The sequence below is a fragment of the Stenotrophomonas sp. WED208 genome, from assembly GCF_040984485.1.
GTDB classification, from domain to species: Bacteria; Pseudomonadota; Gammaproteobacteria; order Xanthomonadales; family Xanthomonadaceae; genus Stenotrophomonas; species Stenotrophomonas riyadhensis.
Genome location: NZ_JAZARB010000001.1, coordinates 737020 through 760397, shown reverse-complemented (window position 1 = coordinate 760397; position 23378 = coordinate 737020). Strand labels below are relative to the sequence as shown.

Annotated in this window: 21 protein-coding genes; 12 read left to right on the top strand and 9 right to left on the bottom strand. The window is 67.4% G+C overall.

The window, feature by feature from the left end:
* Positions 1 to 253: 253 nt before the first annotated feature.
* The 4 genes from VPH47_RS03410 to VPH47_RS03395 are packed head-to-tail and all read right to left on the bottom strand — an operon-like array spanning position 254 to position 4058.
* Positions 254 to 904: a response regulator transcription factor gene (locus VPH47_RS03410; RefSeq protein ID WP_005410976.1), complete on the bottom strand. Its 651-nt coding sequence runs from the start codon at positions 902 to 904 to the stop codon at positions 254 to 256.
* A gap of 28 nt (positions 905 to 932) precedes the next feature.
* Complete coding sequence (locus tag VPH47_RS03405; protein WP_368850120.1) at positions 933 to 1988, bottom strand: ABC transporter substrate-binding protein; 1056 nt, start codon at positions 1986 to 1988, stop codon at positions 933 to 935.
* Positions 1985 to 3376: a sensor histidine kinase gene (locus tag VPH47_RS03400; RefSeq protein ID WP_164162877.1), complete on the bottom strand. Its 1392-nt coding sequence runs from the start codon at positions 3374 to 3376 to the stop codon at positions 1985 to 1987. Before VPH47_RS03400 ends, VPH47_RS03405 begins: the two co-directional genes overlap by 4 nt.
* Positions 3369 to 4058: a response regulator transcription factor gene (locus tag VPH47_RS03395; protein ID WP_110713600.1), complete on the bottom strand. Its 690-nt coding sequence runs from the start codon at positions 4056 to 4058 to the stop codon at positions 3369 to 3371. Before VPH47_RS03395 ends, VPH47_RS03400 begins: the two co-directional genes overlap by 8 nt.
* A 242-nt stretch (positions 4059 to 4300) precedes the next feature.
* Here VPH47_RS03395 and VPH47_RS03390 point away from each other — a divergent pair, with 242 nt between their 5' ends.
* From VPH47_RS03390 to VPH47_RS03365, 6 genes are all read left to right on the top strand, one after another.
* Positions 4301 to 5440, top strand: a complete 1140-nt coding sequence (locus VPH47_RS03390) for an OprO/OprP family phosphate-selective porin (RefSeq protein ID WP_164080770.1) — start codon at positions 4301 to 4303, stop codon at positions 5438 to 5440.
* A 75-nt stretch (positions 5441 to 5515) separates the two neighbouring features.
* Positions 5516 to 6844 (top strand): CitMHS family transporter, encoded by a 1329-nt coding sequence (locus VPH47_RS03385; RefSeq protein WP_012481220.1) that lies wholly within the window; start codon positions 5516 to 5518, stop codon positions 6842 to 6844.
* Between the two features lie 25 nt (positions 6845 to 6869).
* A complete protein-coding gene (phbB, locus tag VPH47_RS03380; protein ID WP_005419193.1) occupies positions 6870 to 7610 on the top strand; it encodes an acetoacetyl-CoA reductase in 741 nt (246 codons plus the stop codon).
* Between the two features lie 207 nt (positions 7611 to 7817).
* Positions 7818 to 8438, top strand: a complete 621-nt coding sequence (locus VPH47_RS03375) for a hypothetical protein (protein WP_228756285.1) — start codon at positions 7818 to 7820, stop codon at positions 8436 to 8438.
* Complete coding sequence (locus tag VPH47_RS03370; RefSeq protein WP_110713604.1) at positions 8413 to 8955, top strand: hypothetical protein; 543 nt, start codon at positions 8413 to 8415, stop codon at positions 8953 to 8955. The genes VPH47_RS03375 and VPH47_RS03370 overlap by 26 nt, the downstream gene beginning before the upstream one ends.
* A gap of 160 nt (positions 8956 to 9115) precedes the next feature.
* Positions 9116 to 11413 (top strand): TonB-dependent receptor, encoded by a 2298-nt coding sequence (locus VPH47_RS03365; RefSeq protein WP_164162879.1) that lies wholly within the window; start codon positions 9116 to 9118, stop codon positions 11411 to 11413.
* 457 nt (positions 11414 to 11870) lie between these two features.
* Here VPH47_RS03365 and VPH47_RS03360 read toward each other — a convergent pair whose 3' ends face one another.
* The gene (locus tag VPH47_RS03360; RefSeq protein WP_368850119.1) at positions 11871 to 13124 is read right to left on the bottom strand and encodes a flavohemoglobin expression-modulating QEGLA motif protein; all 1254 of its coding nucleotides are present in this window, start codon (positions 13122 to 13124) and stop codon (positions 11871 to 11873) included.
* Between the two features lie 209 nt (positions 13125 to 13333).
* Positions 13334 to 14443: a ribosome small subunit-dependent GTPase A gene (gene rsgA, locus VPH47_RS03355; RefSeq protein ID WP_110713610.1), complete on the bottom strand. Its 1110-nt coding sequence runs from the start codon at positions 14441 to 14443 to the stop codon at positions 13334 to 13336.
* Positions 14444 to 14557: 114 nt separating this feature from the next.
* Here rsgA and VPH47_RS03350 point away from each other — a divergent pair, with 114 nt between their 5' ends.
* Genes VPH47_RS03350 through VPH47_RS03340 form a run of 3 tightly spaced genes read left to right on the top strand, consistent with a single transcriptional unit; the run spans position 14558 to position 17177 of the window.
* Positions 14558 to 15832, top strand: a complete 1275-nt coding sequence (locus tag VPH47_RS03350; protein ID WP_110713611.1) for a pyridoxal phosphate-dependent aminotransferase — start codon at positions 14558 to 14560, stop codon at positions 15830 to 15832.
* A gap of 3 nt (positions 15833 to 15835) precedes the next feature.
* Positions 15836 to 16453 carry an SGNH/GDSL hydrolase family protein gene (locus VPH47_RS03345; RefSeq protein ID WP_368850118.1) on the top strand — a complete coding sequence of 206 codons (618 nt, stop codon included), beginning with the start codon at positions 15836 to 15838 and terminating at the stop codon, positions 16451 to 16453.
* Between the two features lie 4 nt (positions 16454 to 16457).
* Positions 16458 to 17177 (top strand): methyltransferase domain-containing protein, encoded by a 720-nt coding sequence (locus VPH47_RS03340; protein WP_368850117.1) that lies wholly within the window; start codon positions 16458 to 16460, stop codon positions 17175 to 17177.
* Positions 17178 to 17322: 145 nt separating this feature from the next.
* Here the strand turns inward: VPH47_RS03340 and VPH47_RS03335 are convergent, their stop codons facing one another.
* Positions 17323 to 18102, bottom strand: a complete 780-nt coding sequence (locus VPH47_RS03335; protein ID WP_368850116.1) for a polysaccharide deacetylase family protein — start codon at positions 18100 to 18102, stop codon at positions 17323 to 17325.
* A gap of 59 nt (positions 18103 to 18161) precedes the next feature.
* Here VPH47_RS03335 and grxD point away from each other — a divergent pair, with 59 nt between their 5' ends.
* Positions 18162 to 19088 carry a Grx4 family monothiol glutaredoxin gene (gene grxD / locus VPH47_RS03330; protein ID WP_153854491.1) on the top strand — a complete coding sequence of 309 codons (927 nt, stop codon included), beginning with the start codon at positions 18162 to 18164 and terminating at the stop codon, positions 19086 to 19088.
* 77 nt (positions 19089 to 19165) lie between these two features.
* On the opposite strand, the gene VPH47_RS03325 is transcribed toward grxD, so the two are convergent.
* Positions 19166 to 19705, bottom strand: a complete 540-nt coding sequence (locus VPH47_RS03325) for a DUF924 family protein (protein ID WP_110713615.1) — start codon at positions 19703 to 19705, stop codon at positions 19166 to 19168.
* Between the two features lie 43 nt (positions 19706 to 19748).
* Positions 19749 to 20525, bottom strand: a complete 777-nt coding sequence (locus VPH47_RS03320; protein ID WP_049415280.1) for an AMP nucleosidase — start codon at positions 20523 to 20525, stop codon at positions 19749 to 19751.
* Between the two features lie 154 nt (positions 20526 to 20679).
* On the opposite strand from VPH47_RS03320, the gene VPH47_RS03315 reads away from it, so the two are divergent.
* Both VPH47_RS03315 and VPH47_RS03310 read left to right on the top strand, forming a co-directional pair.
* On the top strand, positions 20680 to 22089 hold the full coding sequence (locus tag VPH47_RS03315; protein ID WP_368850115.1) for an amidohydrolase: 1410 nt from the start codon (positions 20680 to 20682) through the stop codon (positions 22087 to 22089).
* Positions 22089 to 23372: an amidohydrolase family protein gene (locus VPH47_RS03310; RefSeq protein WP_368850114.1), complete on the top strand. Its 1284-nt coding sequence runs from the start codon at positions 22089 to 22091 to the stop codon at positions 23370 to 23372. The genes VPH47_RS03315 and VPH47_RS03310 overlap by 1 nt, the downstream gene beginning before the upstream one ends.
* Positions 23373 to 23378 lie beyond the last annotated feature (6 nt).

Below are 23378 nucleotides of genomic sequence, written 5' to 3'. Positions count from 1 at the left end.
GGAACCTGTCCGTGGCCGGGCAGGTGGGCTGCGCAGGGGCGTGAGCCGCATGGGCCCGAGGCATGCCTCGGGCGGGTTGGGCAGGACGCCCAACCCCGGTCTTGCCGTGTGCGCAGGACTGCGCACACGAGCAAGCGGCGACCGAGCTTACATGGACGTACTTGCAGCGGCCCCTGCGCAGTCCACCTGCCCGGCCTCACTCATGAACTACTCTACGTGTCCACCCACGAGGGGCTTCGCCGTTGGCTGGAAACTACAACCCGATGCCGGCGTCGCCCTCGGGCTCCAGCGCCTTCACCAGCACTGCCGCCTGCGTTCGGCTATGGCACTCGAGTTTCTTAAGGATCGCGGTGACGTGCACCTTCACCGTGTTCTCCGCCAGCCCCAGCGTATAGGCGATCTGCTTGTTGAGCAGGCCATCGGCCAGACACAGCAGCACGCGGAACTGCTGCGGGGTCAGCTGGGCCAGGCGGCTGGCCAGCAGTGCGTCGGCCTCCGAACGCTCGGCGGCCATCGCCGGGAACCACAGGCCACCATCCAGCACCGCCTGCACGGCCTCGCCGATGGTCTCGGCCGGGGCCGACTTCGGGATGAAACCGGCGGCGCCGAACTGCTGCGCGCGGCGGATCACCCGCGGATGGTCATTGGACGAGAGGATCACCACCGGGATGTCCGGATGCGAGCCACGCACGTGCAGCAGCGCGGAGAAACCGTGCGCGCCAGGCATGGTCAGGTCGAGCAGCACCAGGTCCACATCCGGGTGCGCGTCGAGGGCCTCGGCCAGCGCATCAGCGCTGGCGACCTCGCGCACCTGCGCCAGCGGCAGGCTCTGCCGCAATGACTGCACCACCGCCGAACGCAGCAGCGGATGGTCATCGGCGATCAGGATGGTGTATTCGCTCATGCCGCCATTGTACGGGCAGGCCGCCGCGTCAGCGCCCTGCCGGCTCCACGCTGCTGCGCCAGGCATCGAGGAACTGGCGGCGCTTGAGCGCGTCCAGGTACACCAGCAGGCCCGGGCCAAGCTGGATCGGACGGCGGCTGCGGCCGGGCGCATCGTCGCCACGTGCGTTGCCGGTCACGATCGGCATCAGACGCGCTTCGCGCGACAGCACCTGCTGGCCTCGCGGCGACAGCAGGTAGTCGAGGAAACGCCGTGCCTCCTCCGGATGCGGGCCGGTACGCGGAATCACCGCGGTACGCAGCACCACCAGCGTGTAATCCTCGGGTTCGACGATGGCCAGCGGCGCGCCGGCATCGACACGTGCCTGCGCATAGGAGCCAAGTACGTTGTAGACCAGCGACAGCTGGCCACTGGCCAGCTGGTCCAGCAGCACGCCAGTGCGCTCCTCACGCACCACGTCGTTGTCGCCGAGCGCGCCCAGCAATGCGCCGGCGATGCTGCCACGCTGCGCATCCTGGGTCGCCAGCAGGTAACCGACACTGCTGCGCTCGATGTCATAGGTGCCGACCTTTCCGCGTAGCGGTGCGCCCTCGGCACGCAGCCGGTCCAGCAGCTGGCGGCGCGTGTGCGGCACCTTCACCGACGGCAGTGCGCGGGTGTTGTAGACCATCACCACCGGCTCATAGCTGATGCCGAATGCCTCGTTGCGCCACTGCGCCCAGGCCGGCAGCGCGGCGGTCTGCGCCGAACGGTGTGGCAGCGCATGGCCATCGTTGACCAGCTTGGTCTGCAGGTCCATGCCGCTGGAGATCAGCAGGTCCGGCGATGCCGGCCCGCCGCGGTCGTGCAGGTACCGCGCGTACAGGTCCTGGGTGATGATGTCCTCGTACACCACTTCGGTGCCCGGGTGCAGGCGCTGGTAGTCGGCGATGACCACCGCGAACACTTCGATGTCGGTGGTGCCGTGGATGCGCAGCTGTGCCATGGCGGCTCCCTGCGCAGGGAAACGGCGCACATCGCCCGGTGCGGCCAGCACCGGCAGGGCCAACAGCAGGGCAACGGCGGTGGCGAACAGGCGGATCATGAACTGCTCCGGGGCAGGCGGATGGTAGCGATCAAACCACCCTGCGGACGGTTGCTGAGATCGATGCGGCCGCCATGGCTGTCGACCACGCGCTTGACGATGGCAAGGCCAAGCCCGGCGCCGCCGGACGGCGCGCCCTCGCCACGGGCGAAGCGCTCGAACACGCGTTCGGCATCGCCAGGCGCGATGCCCGCACCGTGATCGGCGATGGTCAGCACCGCCTGCCCACCTTCCACGGTCAAGGCAATCTGCAACGGGCCATCACCACCGTACTTCAATGCGTTGTCGACCAGGTTCTTGATCGCCTCGCGCAGCAGCAGCGCATCGCCATGCACCTGTACCGGCTCGGCGGTCATCGCCAGCTGCACGCGCGGCGCAGGGCCGGCCTGCGGCAGCGCTTCATGCAGGGCCTGGTGCACGGTCTCGGCCAGATCCACTGCAGCAAAGCGCTGCAGGTGCGAACGATGGATCACGCTGGCATCGCTGAGCAGCTGGTTGAGCAGGCGGCTCATGTGGGTGGCGTTGCGTTCGATCGCCTGCAGGCTGCGCCGCATGTCCTCCGGGTCATCATCGTCCAGCGCCAGCTGTGCCTGCGCACGCAATGCCGCCAGCGGCGTGCGCATCTGGTGCGCGGCCTCGGCCATGAACGCGCGCAGCGTCTCGTTGCTGCTGGACAACCGCTCCATGAAGCGGTTCAGCGCGGCCACCATCTGGTCCATCTCGCGCGGCACGCGGGCGTCGAGCGGCTTCAGGTCGGACGGTTCCCGTCGCGACAGCTCGCGCTCCACCCGCACCAGCGGACGGAATGCGCGATGCACACCGAAGGCCACCAGCGCCAGCAGCAGGCCGGACAACACGCCGATCGCCAACAGCGCGCGATTGACCATGTCCTGCGCGACGGCTTCCCGCGCACGCCGGGTCTGGCCCACCTGGACCTGCACCTCGCCCTGCGCCGACGCGGCGGCAAAACTGCGGCCGACCACCACGAAGCGCACGGTCTCGTCGCTGTAGGGGGCATCGAACAGCTGCGGTTGCGTACCGGGCCGTCGCGGCGGCGCGGGCAGATCGCCGTAGCCGGTAATCAGGTTGCCGCGGCTGTCGGCCACCCGATAGAACACGCGATCTTCCGGCGCCATCGCCAGCAGGTCCAGCGCTGCATAAGGCAGATCCACCTGCCACTGGCCATCAACCAGCGCCACCGAATCGGCGATGGACAGCGCCGAAGAGACCAACAGGTGATCGTAGGAACGATTGGCGGCGCGCTGGCCGTAGTCACGTGCAGCAAACAGCAGGGCCACTGCGAACACCGCCAGCAGTGCCCCGAGATAGAGCAACAGCGTGCGCCGCAGCGAGCCCGGTGCGGCGTTCGCAGCGCGGGCGTCAGCCATCGGCATCGGTGTTGCCGTCACTGGCTTCCAGCAGGTAGCCGACGCCGCGCACCGTGGTGATGCGCAGCGGCGCGGCGGCCAGCTTCTTTCTCAGACGCCCCACATACAGTTCGATGGCATTCGGACCGGCCTCATCATCGAAGCCGAACAGCCCGTTGCCGATCTCATCCTTGCCGACCACCTGGCCGAGACGACCGACCAGGATCTCCAGCAGCCGGTACTCGCGGTTCGGCAGTTCGATCGGTTCGCCGTCGAGGCTGACCCGGTGCGCGGCATTGTCGAACTGGAAGCCGCCGATCTGCACCACTTCGCTGGCCTGGCCGCGCGCGCGTCGCAGCAGCACGCGGCAGCGCGCTTCGAACTCGCGGAAATCGAACGGCTTGCCCAGGTAGTCGTCGGCACCCACGTCCAGCGCCTGCACGCGATCTTCGATGCCATCACGCGCGGTCAGCATCAGCACCGGTGTGCTGTCACCGCGCTCGCGCATGCCGGCCAGCACGCGCAGGCCATCAAGCTTGGGCAACCCGATATCCAGCACCACCAGGTCGAAGCTCTGGTAGCGCAGCACGCTGGCGGCGGCCAGGCCATCGGCCTGCCAGTCCACGGCGTGGCCGCTGCGACGCATGCGACGGATGATCGCATCGGCCAGATCCGGGTTGTCTTCGACCAGCAGCAGGCGCATGGGCACACGGGTGGGAGGGGAAACGAATGCTACCGCATGCCGCCGCCGCGCTTGCCGGGCGTGGCCCAGTGAGCGCAGCGGCCGGTTTTACGCTGCACCGCACAAACCGTTGACAGGACGATGACAGCTTGCCCGACCCAGACTGCGGCCGCGCACCGTCCGGTGCCCACGATTGCCGCGCGCCTGGCGCGCACCTGGGAGGGTTTGTGGAATTCACGTTTGCCTGGCGGCGTCCTGCCGCCATGATGGCTCTGGCTGCCCTGTCGGCGCCGGCCTTCGCCGCCGAAGACGACCGCCCGGTCACCGCCACCCTCGGTGGCCGCCTGCACCTGGACTTCGCCACCTTCGACAACGACAACCGCGGTACGCCGAACAAGGACGACACCGAGATCCGTCGCGCCTGGCTGGACCTGTCCGGCAAGTTCTTCGTGGTCGACTACAAGCTGGAAGCCGACTTCTCCGGCGACCGCGTCGAGGCCAAGGACGTGTACCTGGCACGCAGCTTCGGCAAGGCCGGCAAGCTGACCGTGGGCCAGTTCAAGCAGTACTTCTCGCTGGATGACCGCACCAGCTCCAACTACGGCAGCTTCCTGGAGCGCGGCAACGCCGGCACCACGCTGGCGCCGCTGTACCGCCTGGGTGCGTCGTGGCAGGCCAACCCCGGTGACTTCACCTGGGCGGCCAGCATCTACAGCCTGGAAAGCATCGACGCCTGGCAGGTGAAGGGCCGCGCCGCGGGTGGCCGCGTCACCTGGGCACCTTCGCCCAGCGAGGGCGACGTGCTGCACCTGGGCCTGTCGCTGGCCCGCGAGGCCTACGACAACCCCGGCGCCAACGGCACCCCGGGCCTGAGCATCCGCCCTCGCCCGGCCGGCCATCTGTCCGATGAAAGCCGCCTGACCCTGGTCAACTTCTCCGCCGGCCGCGATACCGACGTCAACAAGTGGTCGCTGGAATACGCGCAGGTGCGCGGCCCGCTGTCGTGGCAGGGCGAATTCAGTGGCGCCACCTTCGACGACGGCGCGCAGCGCGGTGACGTGATGGCCGCCTACGGCATGCTCAGCTGGTTCGTCACCGGCGAAAGCCGCGCCTACGACCGCAAGACCGGCCGCTTCGCGCGGGTGAAGGATATCCGCCACAAGGCCGGTGCCTTCGAAGTGGCGCTGCGCTACGACCAGATGTGGGGCGCACAGCACCTCGACGGTGCACCCGACCTGCGCCGCGGCAGCACCGAAGCGTGGACGCTGGGTGGCAACTGGTACCTGCGCGACAACCTGCGCTTCATGCTCAACGTGATCGAAAGCCGCAACCGCGACCGCCTGGCCGGGGTCACGGTGGACCGCACGCGCGCGGTCACCGGCCGCCTGCAGTACGACTTCTAAGCCCGGCATCCCGGGCACGCCGCCCGGGCCTTTTCCACTCCCCCACGTCCTGTTTTCGCAAGGAGTCCGCAGATGATGCTGAGCATCCTCGGCTTTGGCATGGTCATTACGTTCATGTACTTGATCATGAGCAAACGCCTGTCGCCGCTCGTCGCCCTGATCACCATCCCCATCCTGTTCGCGCTGATCGGCGGCTTCGGCGCCGGCATCGACGAGATGATGCTGGAGGGCATCAAGAAGATCGCGCCGACCGGCGTGATGCTGATGTTCGCCATCCTCTACTTCGGCGTGATGATCGACGCCGGCCTGTTCGATCCGCTGGTGCGGGTGATCCTGCGCTTCGTCAAGGGCGATCCGATGAAGATCGTGCTCGGCACCGCGGTGCTGGCGATGCTGATCTCGCTCGACGGTGATGGCTCGACCACCTACATGATCACCGTCTCGGCGATGCTGCCGCTGTACCAGCGGCTGGGCATGAACGCGCTGAACATGACCTGCGTGACCATCCTCGCCGGCGGCGTGATGAACCTGACCCCGTGGGGCGGCCCGACCGCACGCGCGGCCACCGCGCTGCACGTGGACCCCGCCGATGTGTTCGTGCCGCTGATCCCGTCGATGGTGATCGCCTGTGCCGGCGTGCTGCTGCTGGCCTGGTACCTGGGCCTGAAGGAACGCCGTCGCCTGGGCGTGGTGACCCTGCCCAAGGGCGGCAGCTGGATGGACAACAGCGTGTCCGACGACAGCAACCCGCTGCCGACCGTGGAAGACGCCGAGGACATCAAGCGTCCGAAGCTGCTGTGGGTCAACCTGGCCCTGACCGTGGCGCTGATGACCGCGCTGATCATCGGCGTGCTGCCGATGCCGGTGCTGTTCATGGTCGGCTTCGCCATCGCCCTGGTGATCAACTATCCGAACCTGGCCGAGCAGCGCCGCCGCGTGGTCAACCACGCCGGTAACGTGCTGTCGGTGGTGTCGCTGATCTTCGCCGCTGGCATCTTCACCGGCATCCTCAACAACACCGGCATGGTCGAAGCGATGTCGCACAGCTTCCTGGCGGTGATTCCGGAATCGTGGGGCCCGTACCTGGCGGTGATCACGGCGGTGGCGTCGATGCCGTTCACCTTCTTCATGTCCAACGACGCGTTCTACTTCGGCGTGCTGCCGATCCTGTCCGAGGCCGCCGGCAACTACGGCATCACCCCGGTGGAAATGGCGCGTGCCTCGCTGGCCGGCCAACCGGTGCACCTGCTCAGCCCGCTGGTGCCGTCCACCTACCTGCTGGTGGGCCTGGCCAAGGTCGAGTTCGCCGACCACCAGAAGTTCACCCTGAAGTGGGCCATCGCCATCTCGATGCTGCTGATGGTCGGCAGCCTGCTGTTCGGCCTGTACCCGCTCGCGGCCTGATCCCTTACCAAAGGAGCCTTCTGCAATGACGCTTCGAATCGCTTACGTCACCAGCGGCATGGGCAGTGTCGGTACTGCCATCTGCCAGAGCCTGGCCCGCAGCGGCCACACCGTGGTCGCCGGTTGCGCGCCGAACTCGCCGCGCAAGGCCAACTGGCTGCGCGAGCAGCGCGAACAGGGCTTCGACTTCATCGCCTCCGAAGGCAACGCGACCGACTGGGCCTCGACCAGCGCGGCGTTCGCCAAGGTCCGCGCCGAAGTCGGCGAGGTGGATGTACTGGTCAACAATTCCGGCGGCAGCCGCGACCTGCTGTTCCGGCAGATGACGGTGGAAGACTGGAACGCGGTGATCGCCTCCAACCTCAATGCGCTGTTCAACCTGACCAAGCAGGTGGTCGATGGGATGGCCACGCGTGGCTGGGGCCGCATCATCAACATCGGCTCGGTCAGCGCCCACAAGGGCCAGATCGGGCAGGTGAACTACGCCACTGCCAAGGCCGCGATGCATGGTTTCAGCCGTGCGCTGGCCGCGGAAGTGGCCTCGCGCGGGGTGACCGTCAACACGCTGTCGCCGGGCTACATCGCCAGCCAGGCAATCAGCAGCTTCCCGCCGGATGTACTGGACCGGCTGGCCGCCTCGGTACCGGTGCGCCGCCTGGGTCGCCCCGAGGAAGTAGCCGGCCTGTGCGCCTGGCTGGCCTCGGACGAAGCTTCGTACGTGACCGGCGCCGACTATCCGGTCAACGGCGGCCTGTACATGGGTTGAGCCCTCCTCCACGCAGTGCGTGGGCCGCCTCCCCCACGGAGTGCGCGGGGCCGGTGAACCTTCGTTCGCGAGGGGGATCCGGCCCCTTTTTGTTTCTGCATTTCTGAGACGCACTTCCCGATACATCGGCAGAACCGGTGCTATACCTGCCAGCGCTCGCTGAGCCCGATGGATGAACGGCTGGAATCGCGGATCAAGGAGGTTGGCATGCGTGCATTGCTGATTGCGCTTCTCGTGGTCGCCACTACGCTGCTGGCGACACCGGCCCGCGCGGAGCCCCCGCCCATGCGGGTGATCACGGGTCTGGGCTGCCCCGACTGGCTGATCCCAGGCGCGCCCACGCTCGACGCGCAGATCACCGGCCATCCGGAGTGGACCTTCGCCTGGGCTCCCGCGTCCTATACCAATCGCAATCCCATCCGGATCTACATCCAGTCCTTCGACTGCGATTCCTCCGACATTGCAGGCTATTACTTCCGGATCGCAGCCATTGCCCATGAAGTGGGACACGCACTGTACTTCGAAGGTATCGCCTTGAGCACCCGAGGTGCATTCATCCAGCACTTCTGCACCATGGAGGGGAAAGCGGTACTCAACAACCTCACCGCGCGCAGTGAGCTTCTGGTGACCAGCCTGGGGTACTACGACATCGGCGTAGCTGCATCCAACGGACCTGGCCTCATCGCACAGGCCGATGCCGGCGGTGAAGACCTGGACCGGCGGGTAGGTAAGCTGTTCTGCGACAACAACGTAACTTCAACCACCGGCGAGAACTACAACGACTTCTACGGAAGAATCTACGATGAAGCGATCGCAGCCCGTCCCTGAACTTCTTCTGCTCCTGAGCCTGTTGGTTGCCGGTTCTGCAGCTGCAGCCACGTCCGCTGCCACTGCGGAAGAGGCGGACGCAACCTGGCGGCTCGTGGAGCGCTGGTCCTTGCAACTGGCACGCTCTGACCTAGTCGCGCAGCTGTCTCCCCTGGCTCCGGCCGGCTCGCGTTCGGAAGCAAGAAGGGGCCGGGGCGACAGCGCCACCATCGATCTGGCGCCATTCGTGGTCGCTGGGAGGATCAAGGGGCCTTCTGGCCAGATCTACACCGATGCGTCGGGGCGAATCATCAAAGGCATTACGCTGTCGCTGGGCGGCGCCTGCATCTCGCGAAAGCAGATGGGTCGTCGCTACCCCGACTTCAACGTCCTTTCCGTCCCGTCAGGGCATAGCCTCGACGAGTCCACGGTGTTCGGTACGGTAGTGAACGGCATCCAGATCGGGTTCTCATTCTCCGAACATGACCGTGACTGCATGGACCAGCTCAAATTGAGCTGGCCAGGGGAGCGCTTCTGATTCCCACCGACATACCACCATGACGAACAGGTTGCAGGACGCACACCACTGCCCTGCATCGTTCGTTGGTTTTTCGTAAAGAAGGTTTCATGTTCCGTTCGCATAGTGGCCATGCACCGCGCACGCGTGCCGGTGACCACCCCCAATGCAACGGACCACCATGCAGACCCGACACCTGACGATCGCCGTGGCGATCGCGCTCTCCGCCGCCGCCAGCGCCCATGCCGCCACCGCCGCCGATACCGGCGCCAGCACCGAGGCCGCGCTGAGCGCGCAGACGCTGGATACCGTCTCCGTGATCGGCCAGGGCGAGACCCGCCAGGTGCAGCGCATCACCACCGTCGACAAGCAGGTGCTGCCGCCGGGCACCAGCGGCCAGAAGATCCTCGACCGCCTGCCGGGCGTGTCGGTGCAGTCCAACGACGCCTTCGGTGCCAACGAGGAATCGCAGACCATCAGCCTGCGTGGCTTCGACAAGAGCCGCCTGGGCTACACGCTGGACGGCATCCCGCTGGGCGACAACAGCTACGGCAACTACAACGGCCTGAGCATCGCCCGCGCGATCATCGCCGAGAACCTGGCCGGTGCCGAGCTGTCGCAGGGCATCGGTTCGCTGGGCGTGGCCTCGACCAGCAACCTGGGCGGCACCATCCAGTATTTCTCGATGGACCCGTCCACCGAATTCGGTGGCCGCGCCAGCGTCACCGTCGGCGACAACAGCCAGCGCCGTGGCTACCTGCGCGTGGATACCGGCGACATCAACGGCTTCTCGGCCTATGTGTCCGGCGTGCACCAGGACCAGGACATGTGGGCCGCGCCGTACCAGAACCAGACCACCCGCCAGTTCAATGCCAAGGCGGTGTGGAATGTCGGCGACCACCGCTTCGGTGCGTTCGTGGCCACCTCGCGCGCCAGCCAGGCCAACTACGCCTACCTGTCCAAGGACATGCTGGCCCGCGGCCTGGGCTATGACTGGAACATCTATGCACCGGACTGGGATCGCGCCGTCGCCGCCGCGTACTGCGCGCCGGGCACCTACAACAAGGCGCGCTGCGCATTCAGCGGCGGCGTCAACAGCATCGACGATGCGTACTACCAGAGCCGTGCGCTGCGCGACGACAACCTGTATTCGGTGGATGCCGACCTGCGCCTGGGCGAGCAGGGCCGCCTGAAGCTGCTGGCCTATCACCACGACAACCGTGGCCAGGGCCACTGGTGGGCACCGGGCCAGCCGTCCTACCCGGGTACCGACAGGATGCTGCCGATCTCGATCCGCAGCACCAACTACACGATCAACCGCGATGGCCTGACCGCCGCGCTGTCGTGGACGGTGGGCATCCACGAACTGGAAGCCGGCCTGTGGTACGAGCAGAACGACCATAACGTGTCGCGCAACTTCTACTACATCAGCGGTCCGTTCCTGGACGACCTGTACCTGAAGAACCCGGACCGCCTGTTGTTCAACCAGGACTTCGACATCCGCACCCGCCAGTTCTACGTACAGGACCGCATGCGCTTCCTGGACCAGCGCCTGACCGTGGATGTCGGCATCAAGAGCCCCAACACCCGCATGCGCGCCACCGCCCAGCCGGGCGTGGAAACCAGCATTGCCTCGGGCACGCTGACCGCCAAGAAGTCGGTACTGCCGCAGGTGGGCCTGGGCTTCAAGCTCAATGCCAACAACGAGCTGTTCGCCTCCTACGCCGAGAACATCGCCGCCTTCGTCGGTGGTGGCAGCGGCGGCCCGCTGCAGGTGTCGCCGGAATCGTTCGCGGCCAGTGCCGGGCTGGAGCCGGAGAAGTCCAAGAGCCTGGAAGCCGGCTTCCGTACCTTCGGCGAGAAGTACCAGGCGTCGATCGCGGCCTACAACGTGAAGTTCGACAACCGCCTGCTGTCGCTGAACCCGTGCTCGAGCATCGAAGTCGGCACGCGTCCGGAGTGCGTGACGCGCTTCATCAACGTCGGTTCGGTGAAGAGCCACGGTGCGGAGCTGACCTTCATCCTCAAGCCGATCGACGGCCTGCAGTGGTACAACGCGCTGTCCTGGAACAAGACCACCTACGAGGACGACTACCTGTCCGGCGGTGCGGTGGTGCCGGTGGCCGGCAAGATCACCGTGGATACGCCGCAGCGCATGGCCTCCAGTGAAATCAGCTGGAACCGCGATGGCTTCTTCGCCAGCCTGCGTGCCAAGTACACCGGCAAGCGCTACTACACCTACACCAACGACCAGTCGGTGCCGGGCGTGACCACCTTCGACGCTGGTGCGGGCTACGATTTCGGCCCGGGCCTGGGCCTGCGCAACGTTCGGGTGTCGTTGAACGCGACCAACCTGACCAACAAGCGCTACGCCGGCCAGCTGAGCTCGTTCGCACCGACCGATCCGAAGGGCACGCGTTATGCGATCCATGCGAGCGCACCGCGGCAGTTGTTCATGACGGTGGCGGCGGAGTTCTAAATCGAAAGCGGGCGCTGCGGCGCGTTGATTGTTCCTGCATGGCGTGGGTAGGCAGGCCCATGCAGGACACGCCGTAAACCCATCCATGGGGGCTCGATCGGCGCATCCATGCGCCTCACGGTCCTGCATGGGCCTGCCTACCCACGCTGGACAGTTCCCCGCGCCGGCGCGGAGGCAATTGAAAGCAAGAGCAAAAAGCAAAAGCAAAAGCAAAAGCAAAGAGCCGGGCGTTGCCCGGCTCTTTGCTTTTCAAGCTCTTCAAGCGCAATCCCTCTGGTGGATTGCTGGCCGTCTCGCGGGAAATTGTCTGGAGCGGGGGGCTTGCGCTGGCCAGGACCGTCCACGGCATGGATGCCGTGGCCGAGCCTACAGGGACGTACTTGCGGCGTGTCCTGGCCAGCGCAAGCCCCCCGCTCTCCCCGATATCAATCGAGACGCCACAAGCCGCCAACGCATTTCATTCCGGCGCCAGCTGGTCCATCCGTATCCGGTTGGCGAACAGCGAGAACGCCAGCATGCCGGCCAGGCCGTTCGCCCGGCTCACCCAATGCGGCAGCCAGCGCGGCGGCTTCAGCACCCCCGCCTCGAACAACGGCGCGAACGCGATCGCATCGGTCAGGCTCATCTTGCCGGCGAACAACCAGCGGCAGACCTGCAGGCGGTCCTCGGCCAGCATGTGGCGGAAGAAGGTATGCACCGACACCAGGCCGCGCAGGTACACCGTATCCTTCGTGAAGGCCAGACCGCCACTTGGCGGCACGCCGCGGAACACGCGCTGTGCCGAAGCGAAACTCTCTTCCGCGTTCTGCCCGGCGTCGCAGAAATAGCGGAACACTGCGATGAAATCGGCGCCTTCGCGCGCCATCGCAATCGCTTCGGTACGCAGGCTGATGCGCTTGAGGCGCTCGATGTCGATGCTGCCGGTGATCTGCTCGGCGAAGGTGGCCAGCCCTTCCTGGGTCGCGGTCACCCGCGGCGAGGACAGTGCCAGGCTCGGCAGCACCGGCTGCTCGCGGCCGTTCAGGGCGGTCAGCGAATGCACCAGCGCTTCATGGTGGAACAGCTGCGCGCGGTCGTAGGCACTGAAGCGCGCACTGGTGCGCAGGCGGATGCGGGTCGGGCCTGCAGCCGCCTTGGACACCAGTTCCGGATCCAGCTGCACCTGGATGATGCGCGATTCGAAGAAGGCGTCCAGATCGTTCTGCAGCTGCAGTTGCAGCGCGATGGCCGAGACCGGCACCTGCTCTTCCGGTGCCAGCAGTTCGTGGTCCAGCTCGGCGGCGATCTGGATGAAGTGGCGCGCCGCTTCGCGCGTGCTCGGGCCATTGCCCGGCAGCGGCTGCTCGGGTGCGCCGAACAGCTGCACCGAACAGGAGTCGACGGCGGCGGTGCCCAGCCCTTCCAACAGCTGTGCAGCCAGGTCCCAGCTCTGCGCCGACTGCCGCACGTAGTGACCCAACGGATGGCTGTCGTCGCAGTCGGCGGCGATCGCGGCCAGTGCGCGGCGTTCTTCGCTGAAGTCCAGCTTCGGGTAATCCACCTTCGGCAGTACCGGCTGGCCACGCGCCACGCTGGCCAGGAACGGTGCCTGCACCGTTGCTGGCCAGCTGGTCAGGCCCAGCAGGCGGATGCCTCCCACGGCCTCGACCAGACGCGCATCGAGCGCTGCATGGTGGGCCACGTCACGGTCCAGCGTCGCGATCGGTTCCATGCGCGGACTATAGCGCTCTGCCCGCACGTTGGTAGGTGCCAACCTGGGTTGGCATCCGCCGAGGGCGGGCTTTGGAACCATTCGTGCCAACCAAGGTTGGTACCTACCAGGAGCGGGCAGTTAGCACCCACCCGAAGCAGGCAGACGCGAGTTCATTGCAGGGGTCAGAGCCCATTGCGGTGCAATGGGATCCGACCCCGCGATACCGATCAGCGCCGACGCGGCTTGCCTGCCGGACGGAACTGCTGGCCCTTGCCCTTCTTGCCACCGCGTTCCTGCGCGGTCTCGGCCTGGCGCACCGCCAGCTTGGCGGCGGCGGCGGCGACTTCTTCCTTCAGCTTGAAGTAGTTCAGCAGCCGGCTCTCTTCGATCTCGCCGGCCTCGATCGCTGCACGCACGGCACAGCCCGGTTCCTGCTGGTGCTTGCAGTCGTTGAAGCGGCACTGTGCGGCCAGCGCTTCGATGTCGGCGAAGCCACCTTCGGACAGCGTCTCTTCACCGGTCGGCTTCAACTCGCGCATGCCCGGGGTGTCGATCAGACAGGCGCCCATCGGCAACGGCATCAGCGCGCGGTGCGTGGTGGTATGGCGGCCACGTGAATCGTTGGCGCGCACTGCGTTGGTCTTCATCCGCTGCTCGCCGAGCAGGGTGTTGGTCAGCGTGGACTTGCCGGCACCGGAGGAACCGACCAGCACCACCGTGCGGCCCGGGCCCAGCCACGGCTGCAGCACCGCCACGCTGTCGGCATCCAGGCCGTTGATCGCATGCAGCGCGATGCCCTGCATCTCCAGCTCTTCCAGAACCGCCAGCGCATCCTCGCTGTACTCGGTCTGGTCGGCCTTGGTCAGCACCACTACCGGTTCGGCACCACCACCACCGACCAGCAGCAGGTAGCGCTCGATGCGGCGCGGATTGAAGTCGGCATCCAGGCCACAGACGATGAACACCGTATCGATGTTGGCGGCGATCACCTGCTGATGATAGTGCTCGCCGGCCGCACCGCGCTTGATCGCGGTACGCCGCGGCAGCAGCGCGACGATGCGGATGCCGTCGAGCAATACCCAGTCACCTACCGCCGGCCGTTCATGGCTGGGGAAGCGCGGGCGCTGCCATTCCGGCAGCGACTCGGCCTTGATCGACGCATCCGGGCCATCGGCCACCACATAGTGGGTGCGGTGCTGTTCGATCACCCGCGCCGGGCGGGCCTGCGGGTGAGCGGCCATGGCGGCCTGCCAGTCGGCCTGCTGCGCCGGGCCCGGCCAGGGCCAGCCGATGGTCTGCAGGGCGATGAAATCGGGGGTCTGGGTCATCACCGCCATTCTACCTGTGCCGGCGCCCTGCCAGCCCAGCATTGACGGGGCCCGAGCCCTTGCCATGCATTGCAGCAATTCCGGTAGGATGGAAGCCCCATGCCTTTTGACGGCCCAGCTCCCATGTCCACCAACTCGCCCAAGCCCCTGGCCATCCGCGAGCGCCTTTCCGAAGTGCGCTACGAAATCCGCGGAGAACTGGCGCGGCGAGCCCGGGAGCTGGAGGCGCAGGGCCGCAAGCTGATCAAGCTCAACATCGGCAACCCCGGCGCCTTCGGCTTCCGTGCGCCTGAGCACCTGCAGCGCGCGATCGCCGATGACATGGGCCGCACCGACCCGTACACCCACCAGCAGGGCCTGCCGGTGGCACGTGAAGCCATCGCGGCGTACTACGCCCGCCGTGGCGCGCCCGATGCCCATCCGGACCGCGTCTTCCTCGGCAATGGCGTCAGCGAACTGATCGACCTGTCGCTGCGTGCGCTGCTCAATCCCGGCGACGAAGTGCTGGTGCCCTCGCCGGACTATCCGCTGTGGTCGGCCTCGACCATCCTCAACGATGGCCGCCCGGTGTACTACCGCTGCGCACCGGAGAACGGCTTCCAGCCGGACCCGAGCGAGATCGAGACGCTGGTGTCCTCGCGCACCCGCGCCATCGTGCTGATCAACCCGAACAACCCCAGCGGCGCCAGCTACCCGCGCGAACTGCTGGAGCGCGTGGTGGAAATCGCGCGCCGCCACAACCTGTTGCTGCTGGTCGACGAGATCTACGACCAGATCCTGTACGACGACGCGGTGTTCCAGCCGGTCGCACCGCTGGCCGGTGATCATCCGTGCCTGACCTTCAGCGGCCTGAGCAAGGTGCACCGCGCCTGCGGCTGGCGCGTGGGCTGGGCCCACCTCAGCGGCGATGATGCCCGCCTGGGTGACTTCCGCGCGGCGCTGGACCTGCTCGGTGCGCTGCGCCTGTGCGCCAACGTGCCGGGCCAGTACGCCATCGAGGCCGCGGTGAACGGCCCGGACACCATTTCCGAGCTGTGCACGCCGGGCGGTCGCCTGTATGAGACCCGCCGCGCGGTGATCGAGGCCTGCGAAGCCAGCGAGCACCTGTCGCTGGTCGCTCCCGCCGGTGCGCTGTACGCATTCCCGGCCGTGGTCGGCGCTGCGGCGAAGGGCTTCGACGACCACAACTTCGCGCTGGACCTGATGAACAACGAGGGCGTGCTGGTGGTGCCGGGCTCGAGCTTCAACGTGCCCTACCGCCACCATTTCCGCGTGACCCTGATGCCGGAAGCCTCGGTGATGCGCGATGTATTCGCGCGCATTGACCGTGCCCTGGCCCGCCGTGCCGAGGACGCGACCAAGGTCGTGCCGCTGAAGCCGCGCCGTTCGGTGGCCTGACCTGTGACCCTGTCCTACCTGGCGCTGGGCGATTCGTACACCATCGGTGAAGCGGTTGCAGTCGAAGGCCGCTGGCCGCACCAGCTGGCTGCCGCGCTGCGTGCACAGGGCACTGAGCTGTCCGATCCGCAGACCATTGCGACCACCGGCTGGACCACCGACGAACTTGATGCGGGCATCGATGCGACCGCGCCGCAGGGGCCGTTCGATTTCGTCAGCCTGCTGATCGGCGTCAACAACCAGTACCGCGGGCGTCCGCTGGACGAATACCGCAGCCAGTTCCAGGCCCTGCTGCAGCGGGCGATCGGCTTCGCTGGCGGTGACGCCGGCCGCGTGCTGGTGCTGTCCTTCCCCGATTGGGGTGCGACCCCGTTCGGCGCCGGCAGTGGCCGCGACCTGGCCGCCATCGAGATCGAGACCGACGAGTTCAACGCGGCTGCCGAGGTGATCAGCACCCAGCAGGGCGTGGCCTTCGTCGACATCACCGATATCAGCCGTGACCACGGTGACGACCCGGCGATGATTGCCGAGGACGGCCTGCATCCTTCGGCGCGGATGTACGCGCTGTGGAGCGCGCGCGCCCTGCCGGTGGCCGCGCACCTGCTTGGCGGCACGGACTGAGGCGATGGACGGCACGCCACGGACTGGCACGCCCCTGCCCTGCACTCCCCTGGCGGCCCCGCAAGCCCGCTTGATCGCCGACGCATTCCGGCCGGCGCAGGTCTGGGGGAGCCGCCGCGACTACTACTACACACGCGGCAAACTTGGCAGCGATCCGCTGTACGACGGCGTGCTGCAGCATCTGCCTGACGATGGGCAGCCGGTGCTGGACCTGGGTTGCGGCCTCGGCCTGTTCGCCCATGTGCTGCGCCAGCGCGGCGGTAGCCAGCGCTACCTGGGCCTGGACGTGGATGCCGGCAAGATCGCGCGTGCCAGGCGTGCAGCCGCCGACCTGCCCGATGTGCACTTCGACTGCCTGGATGTGCAGGCGCCGCTGCCGGCCCAATCCGGGCACGTCCTGCTGCTGGACGTACTGCAGTATCTGGACGCGGGGCCGCAACAGGCGCTGCTGCACGCGGCAAGCACACGGGTGGCCCCGGGTGGTCGCCTGCTGCTGCGCACGCCGCTGGCCACCGGCGACAGCCGCGACCGCACCACGCGGGTGGCTGACCGGCTGGCCTGGCTGGTCGGCTGGATGAGCACACGGCCGCGTCACTACCCCGATCCACAGGTACTGCAGGCGACGCTGACCGAAGCTGGATTGCAGGTGACTGCACCCCGGCCGCTGCACGGGCGTACCCCGTTCAACAGCTGGCTGCTGGTGGCCGAACGCCCTTCGTTGTAGCGCCGAGCTCACGCCCGGCTGCCCTCCGACGTCTTCCGGTGCTGCGCACCGCCGCCCGAGCATCGGCTCGGGCGCTACAGGATGATCGCCAGCCCTTGTAGAGCCGAGCCCATGCTCGGCTGCCTCAAGCGACCAGAACCCTGGGTTACAGGGCCGGCAGTTGCGCCTTCAGGCCACGCTCGTCCAGCGCCTGCAGCACGCGCTCGATGATCGACAGGTTGTGACCGTGGGCAGCCCCCTCATGCAGCAGCACGATGGCGCCCGGGCGCAGGTCGGGCAGCAGCCGATCGAGCACGCCCTGCGCCGTGCAGTCGATGCCGTCGAAGCCGCGCGCACTCCAGCCCACCCGGACCAGCCCCAACCGCTGCAGCACCGGCGCCACGAACGGATTGGTCATGCCCACCACCGAGCGGTACCAGCGCACCGGCTGGCCACCCAGGGTCTGCAATGCATGCTGGCAACCCTCGATCTCGGCGCGCATCGCGGACGGGCCCAGCCGCCAGAAGCGTGCCTGCGGATGGCTGTGGCTGTGATTGCCGAGGTCGTGGCCACGGCGCAGGATCTCGGCTACCAGTTCCGGCTGCGCCAGCGCACGTTCGCCCACCAGGAAGAAGGTGGCGCGCGCCTGGTGGCGGTCCAGCAGGTCGAGCACGGCGCGGGTTTCCGGGCCAGGACCGTCATCGATCGTCAGCCATACCGTGTTGCCGGCCTCCGGCAGCCGGCTCAGCACCGGCGCATAGAAGCGGCTGTTGGGCAGGAACACCGGCACCATGAACAGCGCATGGCTGGCCACCATCAGTGGCAGCCCCCAGTGCCAGCCGGCCAGGGCCCAGACCAGGATCACGGCCAGCTGCGACGCCACCAGCCAGGGCAGCCAGCGCCAGGGGCGGGCCGGGATGCGATGCAATGTTCCTGCGTTGCTCATCCCCCATGATGCCATGGGGGTTAGAATTGATGATTCGAATTCCCGGAACCCCGACGTCCATGTCCCTCGATCCCGCCCTGCGTTCGCGCATCGAATCCATCCTCAACGCCAACCGCGTCGTGCTGTTCATGAAGGGCCAGCCGTCGATGCCGCAGTGCGGCTTCTCGGCCAAGGCCGTGGGCGCCCTGCAGGACCTCGGCGTCGAGTTCGCCCACGTCAACGTGCTGGCCGACCAGGAAATCCGTGAAGGCATCAAGGCCTATGGCGACTGGCCGACCATCCCGCAGCTGTACATCGACGGCGAACTGGTCGGCGGCAGCGACATCGTGCTGCAGATGGCCGCCAGCGGCGAGCTGAGCAGCGTGCTGGGCCTGGCTGCGCCGGACCGTACCCCGCCGAGCATCACCGTCACCCCGGCCGCCGTGGAAATGCTCAAGGGCGCGCTGGCCGATGCTCCGGGCGCTGCCCTGCAGCTGTCCATCGACGCCGGTTTCCAGCCGAACTTCCAGCTGGCCCCGCACGACGAAGGCGCGATTGCCGCCGAGTCCAACGGCCTGCGCGTGCAGTTCGACCTGGCCAGCGCGCGTCGCGCCAACGGCATCACCATCGACTGGGTGGACGACATCCGCGGCAAGGGCCTGGCCATCGACAACCCGAACGCGCCCAAGCCGGTGCAGGAAATCAGCGTGCGCGACGCCGACGACCTGGTGCGTGCCGGCAACATCACCCTGGTGGACGTGCGCCCGGCCGACGAGCGCGCCATCGCAGCCGTCGGCGTGCCGTTCAAGAGCTTCGACGGCAACGGCCGCGCCGCGCTGGAAGCCCTGCCGAAGGACACCGCACTGGCCTTCATGTGCCACCACGGTGGCCGCAGCGCGCAGGCCGCCGAGCAGTTCCGCGCCCTGGGCTTCACCAAGGTCTTCAACGTCACCGGCGGCATCAACGCCTGGTCGGAAGAGGTGGACAACGGCGTGCCGAAGTACTGATCGGCACCGAAAAAGGGGACGGAGGGGATTAAGTCGTTTGTGCCTCAAACGACTTAATCCCCTCCGTCCCCTTTTTCTTAGCCGGCGAACCCGCCTTCGGCCAGGTAATCCAGTTCTTCCGGCGAGGGAATGCGACCCAGCACGGCGTTGCGATGCGGGAAACGACCGAAGCGGCGGATGATGTCGCGATGCAGTTCGGCGTACTGCAGGTATTCCTTGTCACCCAGCACGTCGAACATCGCCACCGAGCGGTCCTGGTCCAACGGGTCCTCGGAGTGCTCGAACGGCAGGTAGATGAAGGCACGCAGCTTCGGCACCAGCTGCAGGTCCAGGCCTTCCTCGATCGCGCGCATGGCGTAGTGCCGCGCCAGGCCATCGGTGGCGTAGGAATGGGCGGTACCGCGGAAGCAGTTGCGCGGAAACTGGTCCAGCAGCAGCATCAAGGCGAGTGCGCCCTCGGCGCTGCCCAGCCAATGCTCGCGTGCGCGCGACGCCGCAGCGAAATGCTCGTCCAGAAACAACTGGCGGAACTGCGCGTCGAACGCGTCGTCGCGGGCGAACCACTTCGCCGGGCCCGCCTCCTTCCAGAAATCCACCACTTGCGCGGCAACGTCCATCACCTACTCCCCAGGGCCGGCGCGCTGCGCGCGGCCATCATCATCATTCGTCGAAGCGCAGGTGGCGGACCGACTTGCCGTTGCGCCGGATAAGCTTAAGCGCCTCGATACCGATCTGGATATGATTTTCCACGAACTGGGAGCTGACCTTGGCATCGGAGGCCTCGGTCTTGACCCCGTCGGGGATCATCGGCTGGTCCGAGACCAGCAGCAGCGCGCCACTGGGGATGTGGTTGGCGAAGCCGGCGGCGAACACCGTGGCCGTTTCCATGTCGATGGCCATGCAGCGCATCGCCCGCAGGCGCTCCTTGAAGGCCTCGTCATGCTCCCAGACCCGGCGGTTGGTGGTGTAGACGGTGCCGGTCCAGTAATCGTGGCCGAGGTCGCGGATCATGGTCGAGACCGCACGCTGCAGCGCGAAGGCCGGCAGCGCTGGCACTTCCGGCGGCAGGTAGTCACCCGAGGTGCCCTCGCCGCGGATCGCCGCGATCGGCAGCACCAGGTCGCCCAGCTGGTTCTTGCGCTTGAGGCCACCGCACTTGCCCAGGAACAACACGGCCTTGGGCATCACCGCCGACAGCAGGTCCATGATGATCGCGGCATTGGGGCTGCCCATGCCGAAGTTGATCATGGTGATGCCGTCGATGGTGGCACTGGCCATCGGCCGGTCCAGGCCGATGATGGGCGCGCCGGTCAGCTCGGAAAAGGTATGCAGGTAGCCGCCGAAGTTGGTCAGCAGGATGTGCTGGCCGAACTGGTCCAGGGGCACGCCGGTATAGCGTGGCAGCCAGTTGTCGACAATTTCCTGCTTGCTCTTCATGGCGGGGAACCGGTACGGCGGGGGGACCGGCTATTTTCGGTCAGCTGGGCGGTGCCGTCGAGCCGCCGTCGGCCAGCCTGTGAAGAAGGTCACTTGGCAAGGCCCCGCCGCCCGGCTAGCGTCGGCGGCTGGATCACGCTGCAAGGGGAACTGCATGGCATCGACGTTGTTGCGCGCCGGGGTGGCACTGGCGCTGCTTTCATTGAGCACGGCACCGGCGGTGGGCGCCTCGCGCTTCGTCGCCGATCCCTACCCAAGCACCTACCAGGCGCATCCCGATGCGCCGGTGCTGATCCAGAACGCCACCGTGCTGACCGGCACCGGCCAGCGCCTGGAAAATGCCGACGTGCTGCTGCGCGACGGTCGCATCGTCGCCGTCGGCCGCCAGCTGCAGACCGACGCCGGTGTCACCCGCATCGATGCGCAGGGCAAGTGGGTCACGCCGGGCCTGATCGACGTGCACTCGCACCTGGGCGTGTACCCCAGCCCCGGCGTTGGCGCGCACAGCGACGGCAACGAGATGACCGCACCGGTCACCGCCAACGTCTGGGCCGAGCACTCGGTGTGGCCGCAGGACCCGGGCTTCGCCACCGCGCTGGCCGGCGGCGTGACCAGCATGCAGGTGCTGCCGGGCTCGGCCAACCTGGTGGGTGGCCGCGGCGTGACCCTCAAGAACGTACCCGCGGTGACCTACCAGGCGATGAAGTTCCCCGGTGCACCGTGGGGCCTGAAGATGGCCTGCGGCGAGAACCCCAAGCGCGTCTATGGCGAAGGCAAGGGCGTTGCACCCGCCACGCGCATGGGCAACGTGGCCGGCTACCGCGCCGCCTTCATCGATGCCGCCGACTACATCGCCAAGAACAAGCCGAAGCCAGCCAAGCGCAAGGGCTGGTTCGGCAGTGACAAGGGCGACAGCGCCGGTGATGCCGGCGGCAAGCGCGATCTCAAGCTGGACACGCTGGCCGGCGCGATCGAAGGCGACATCCGCGTGCACATCCACTGCTACCGTGCCGACGAGATGGCCACCATGCTCGACCTGGCCAAGGAGTTCGGTTTCAAGGTCGCTGCGTTCCACCACGGCGTGGAGGCCTACAAGCTGGCCGACCGGCTGGCCGCCGACGGCGTCTGCGGTGCGCTGTGGGCCGACTGGTGGGGCTTCAAGATGGAAGCCTTCGACGGCATCCCGGAGAACATCGCGCTGGTCGACCGGCCGAAGAACAGCTGCGCCATCGTCCACTCCGATTCACCCGAGGGCATCCAGCGCCTGAACCAGGAAGCGGCCAAGGTGATGGCGTCCGCGCGCCGCGCGCGCATGCCGGAGATCACGCCCGAACACGCCATCACCTGGATGACCGCCAACGCCGCCAAGGCGCTGGGCATTGAAGGCCAGACCGGCACCCTGGAAGCCGGCAAGATGGCCGATGTGGTGGTCTGGAACGGCAACCCCTTCAGTTCGTATGCGCTGGCCGAGCAGGTCTTCATTGATGGCCGCAGGTTGTACGACCGCAGTGCACCGGCAGCGACGCCGCGTTCCGATTTCCAGCTTGGCCAGGAGGTGCGCTGATGGTGGTGCTCAAGCGATTGGCGCAGTCTGCCGCGAAGGGCAGCCGAGCATGGCTCGGCGCTACTGTCATGGTGTTGGCCTGCATCTCCACATCCGCGCAGGCACAGGACCTGCTGGTGCGCAACGCAACGGTGCACACCGCCAGCGCACGTGGCAGCCTGCAGAACGCGGACGTGCTGGTGCAGGGCGGCATCATCCGTGCGGTGGGCAATGGCCTGTCGGCGCCGGCCGGCGCCAGCGTGGTCGAGGCCAATGGCCGTCCCCTGACACCGGCGCTGTTTGGTGGCATCACCGAAACCGGTATCGAAGAGGTCTCGGGTGAATCAAGCACGGTGGACAGTTCGTTGAAGCTCGGTGAGCAGCCGCTGCGCCCGGAATTCGACGTCACGCTCGCCTACAACCCGGCCTCGGTGCTGATTCCGGTCACGCGCCTGGAAGGCATCGGCTTCACTGCGCTGGGCGCTGCCACCGGCGGTGGTTTCGTCGCCGGCCAGGGCGGCGTGATGCGGCTCGATGGCAGCACCGATCCGATCGGCCCGCGTGCCCTGTTCCTGCGCATCGGCGCGGCAGCCTCCGAACTGACCGGGCATTCGCGCGCCGCGCAATGGATGCTTCTACAGCAGATGATCGACGAAGCCCGCGGCCAGGTGGCTGCGGACTCGCCGCACGCGCTGCTGACGCCGGCTGGACGCCGCACGCTCAGTCGCTACCTGGCCGGCCAGGGCCGCATCGTGGTGGAGGTGGATCGCGCCGCCGACATCCGCCAGCTGCTGCGCTGGGCCACCCGCGAAAAGGTGAAGATCGCCATCGCCGGTGCCAGCGAAGCCTGGCAGGTGGCCCCGGAGCTGGCCGCCGCGCACGTGCCGGTGTTCGTCGACGTGCTGGCCAACCTGCCGGCCAGCTTCGACCAGCTCGGCGCCACCCTGGAAAACGCCGCGCGCCTGCAGCGTGCCGGCGTGGCGGTTTCCTTCGTGCAGCGCGGTGACGCCACCCACAACGCGCGCAAGATGCGCCAGCTGGCCGGCAACGCGGTGGCCAACGGTCTGCCGTGGGCCGATGGCCTGGCTGGGCTGACCCGGGTGCCTGCACAGGCATTCGGGGTGGCCGACCAGATCGGCAGCATCGAGCCGGGCAAGCGCGCCGACCTGGTGCTGTGGGAGGGCGATCCGCTGGACGTGGCGCACTATGCCGAGCAGGTCTGGCTGGGCGGCCGTGCGATGCCGATGCGCTCGCGCCAGACCGAACTGCGTGACCGCTACCTGCAGCGCAACGCGCAGCCCTGACCGCAC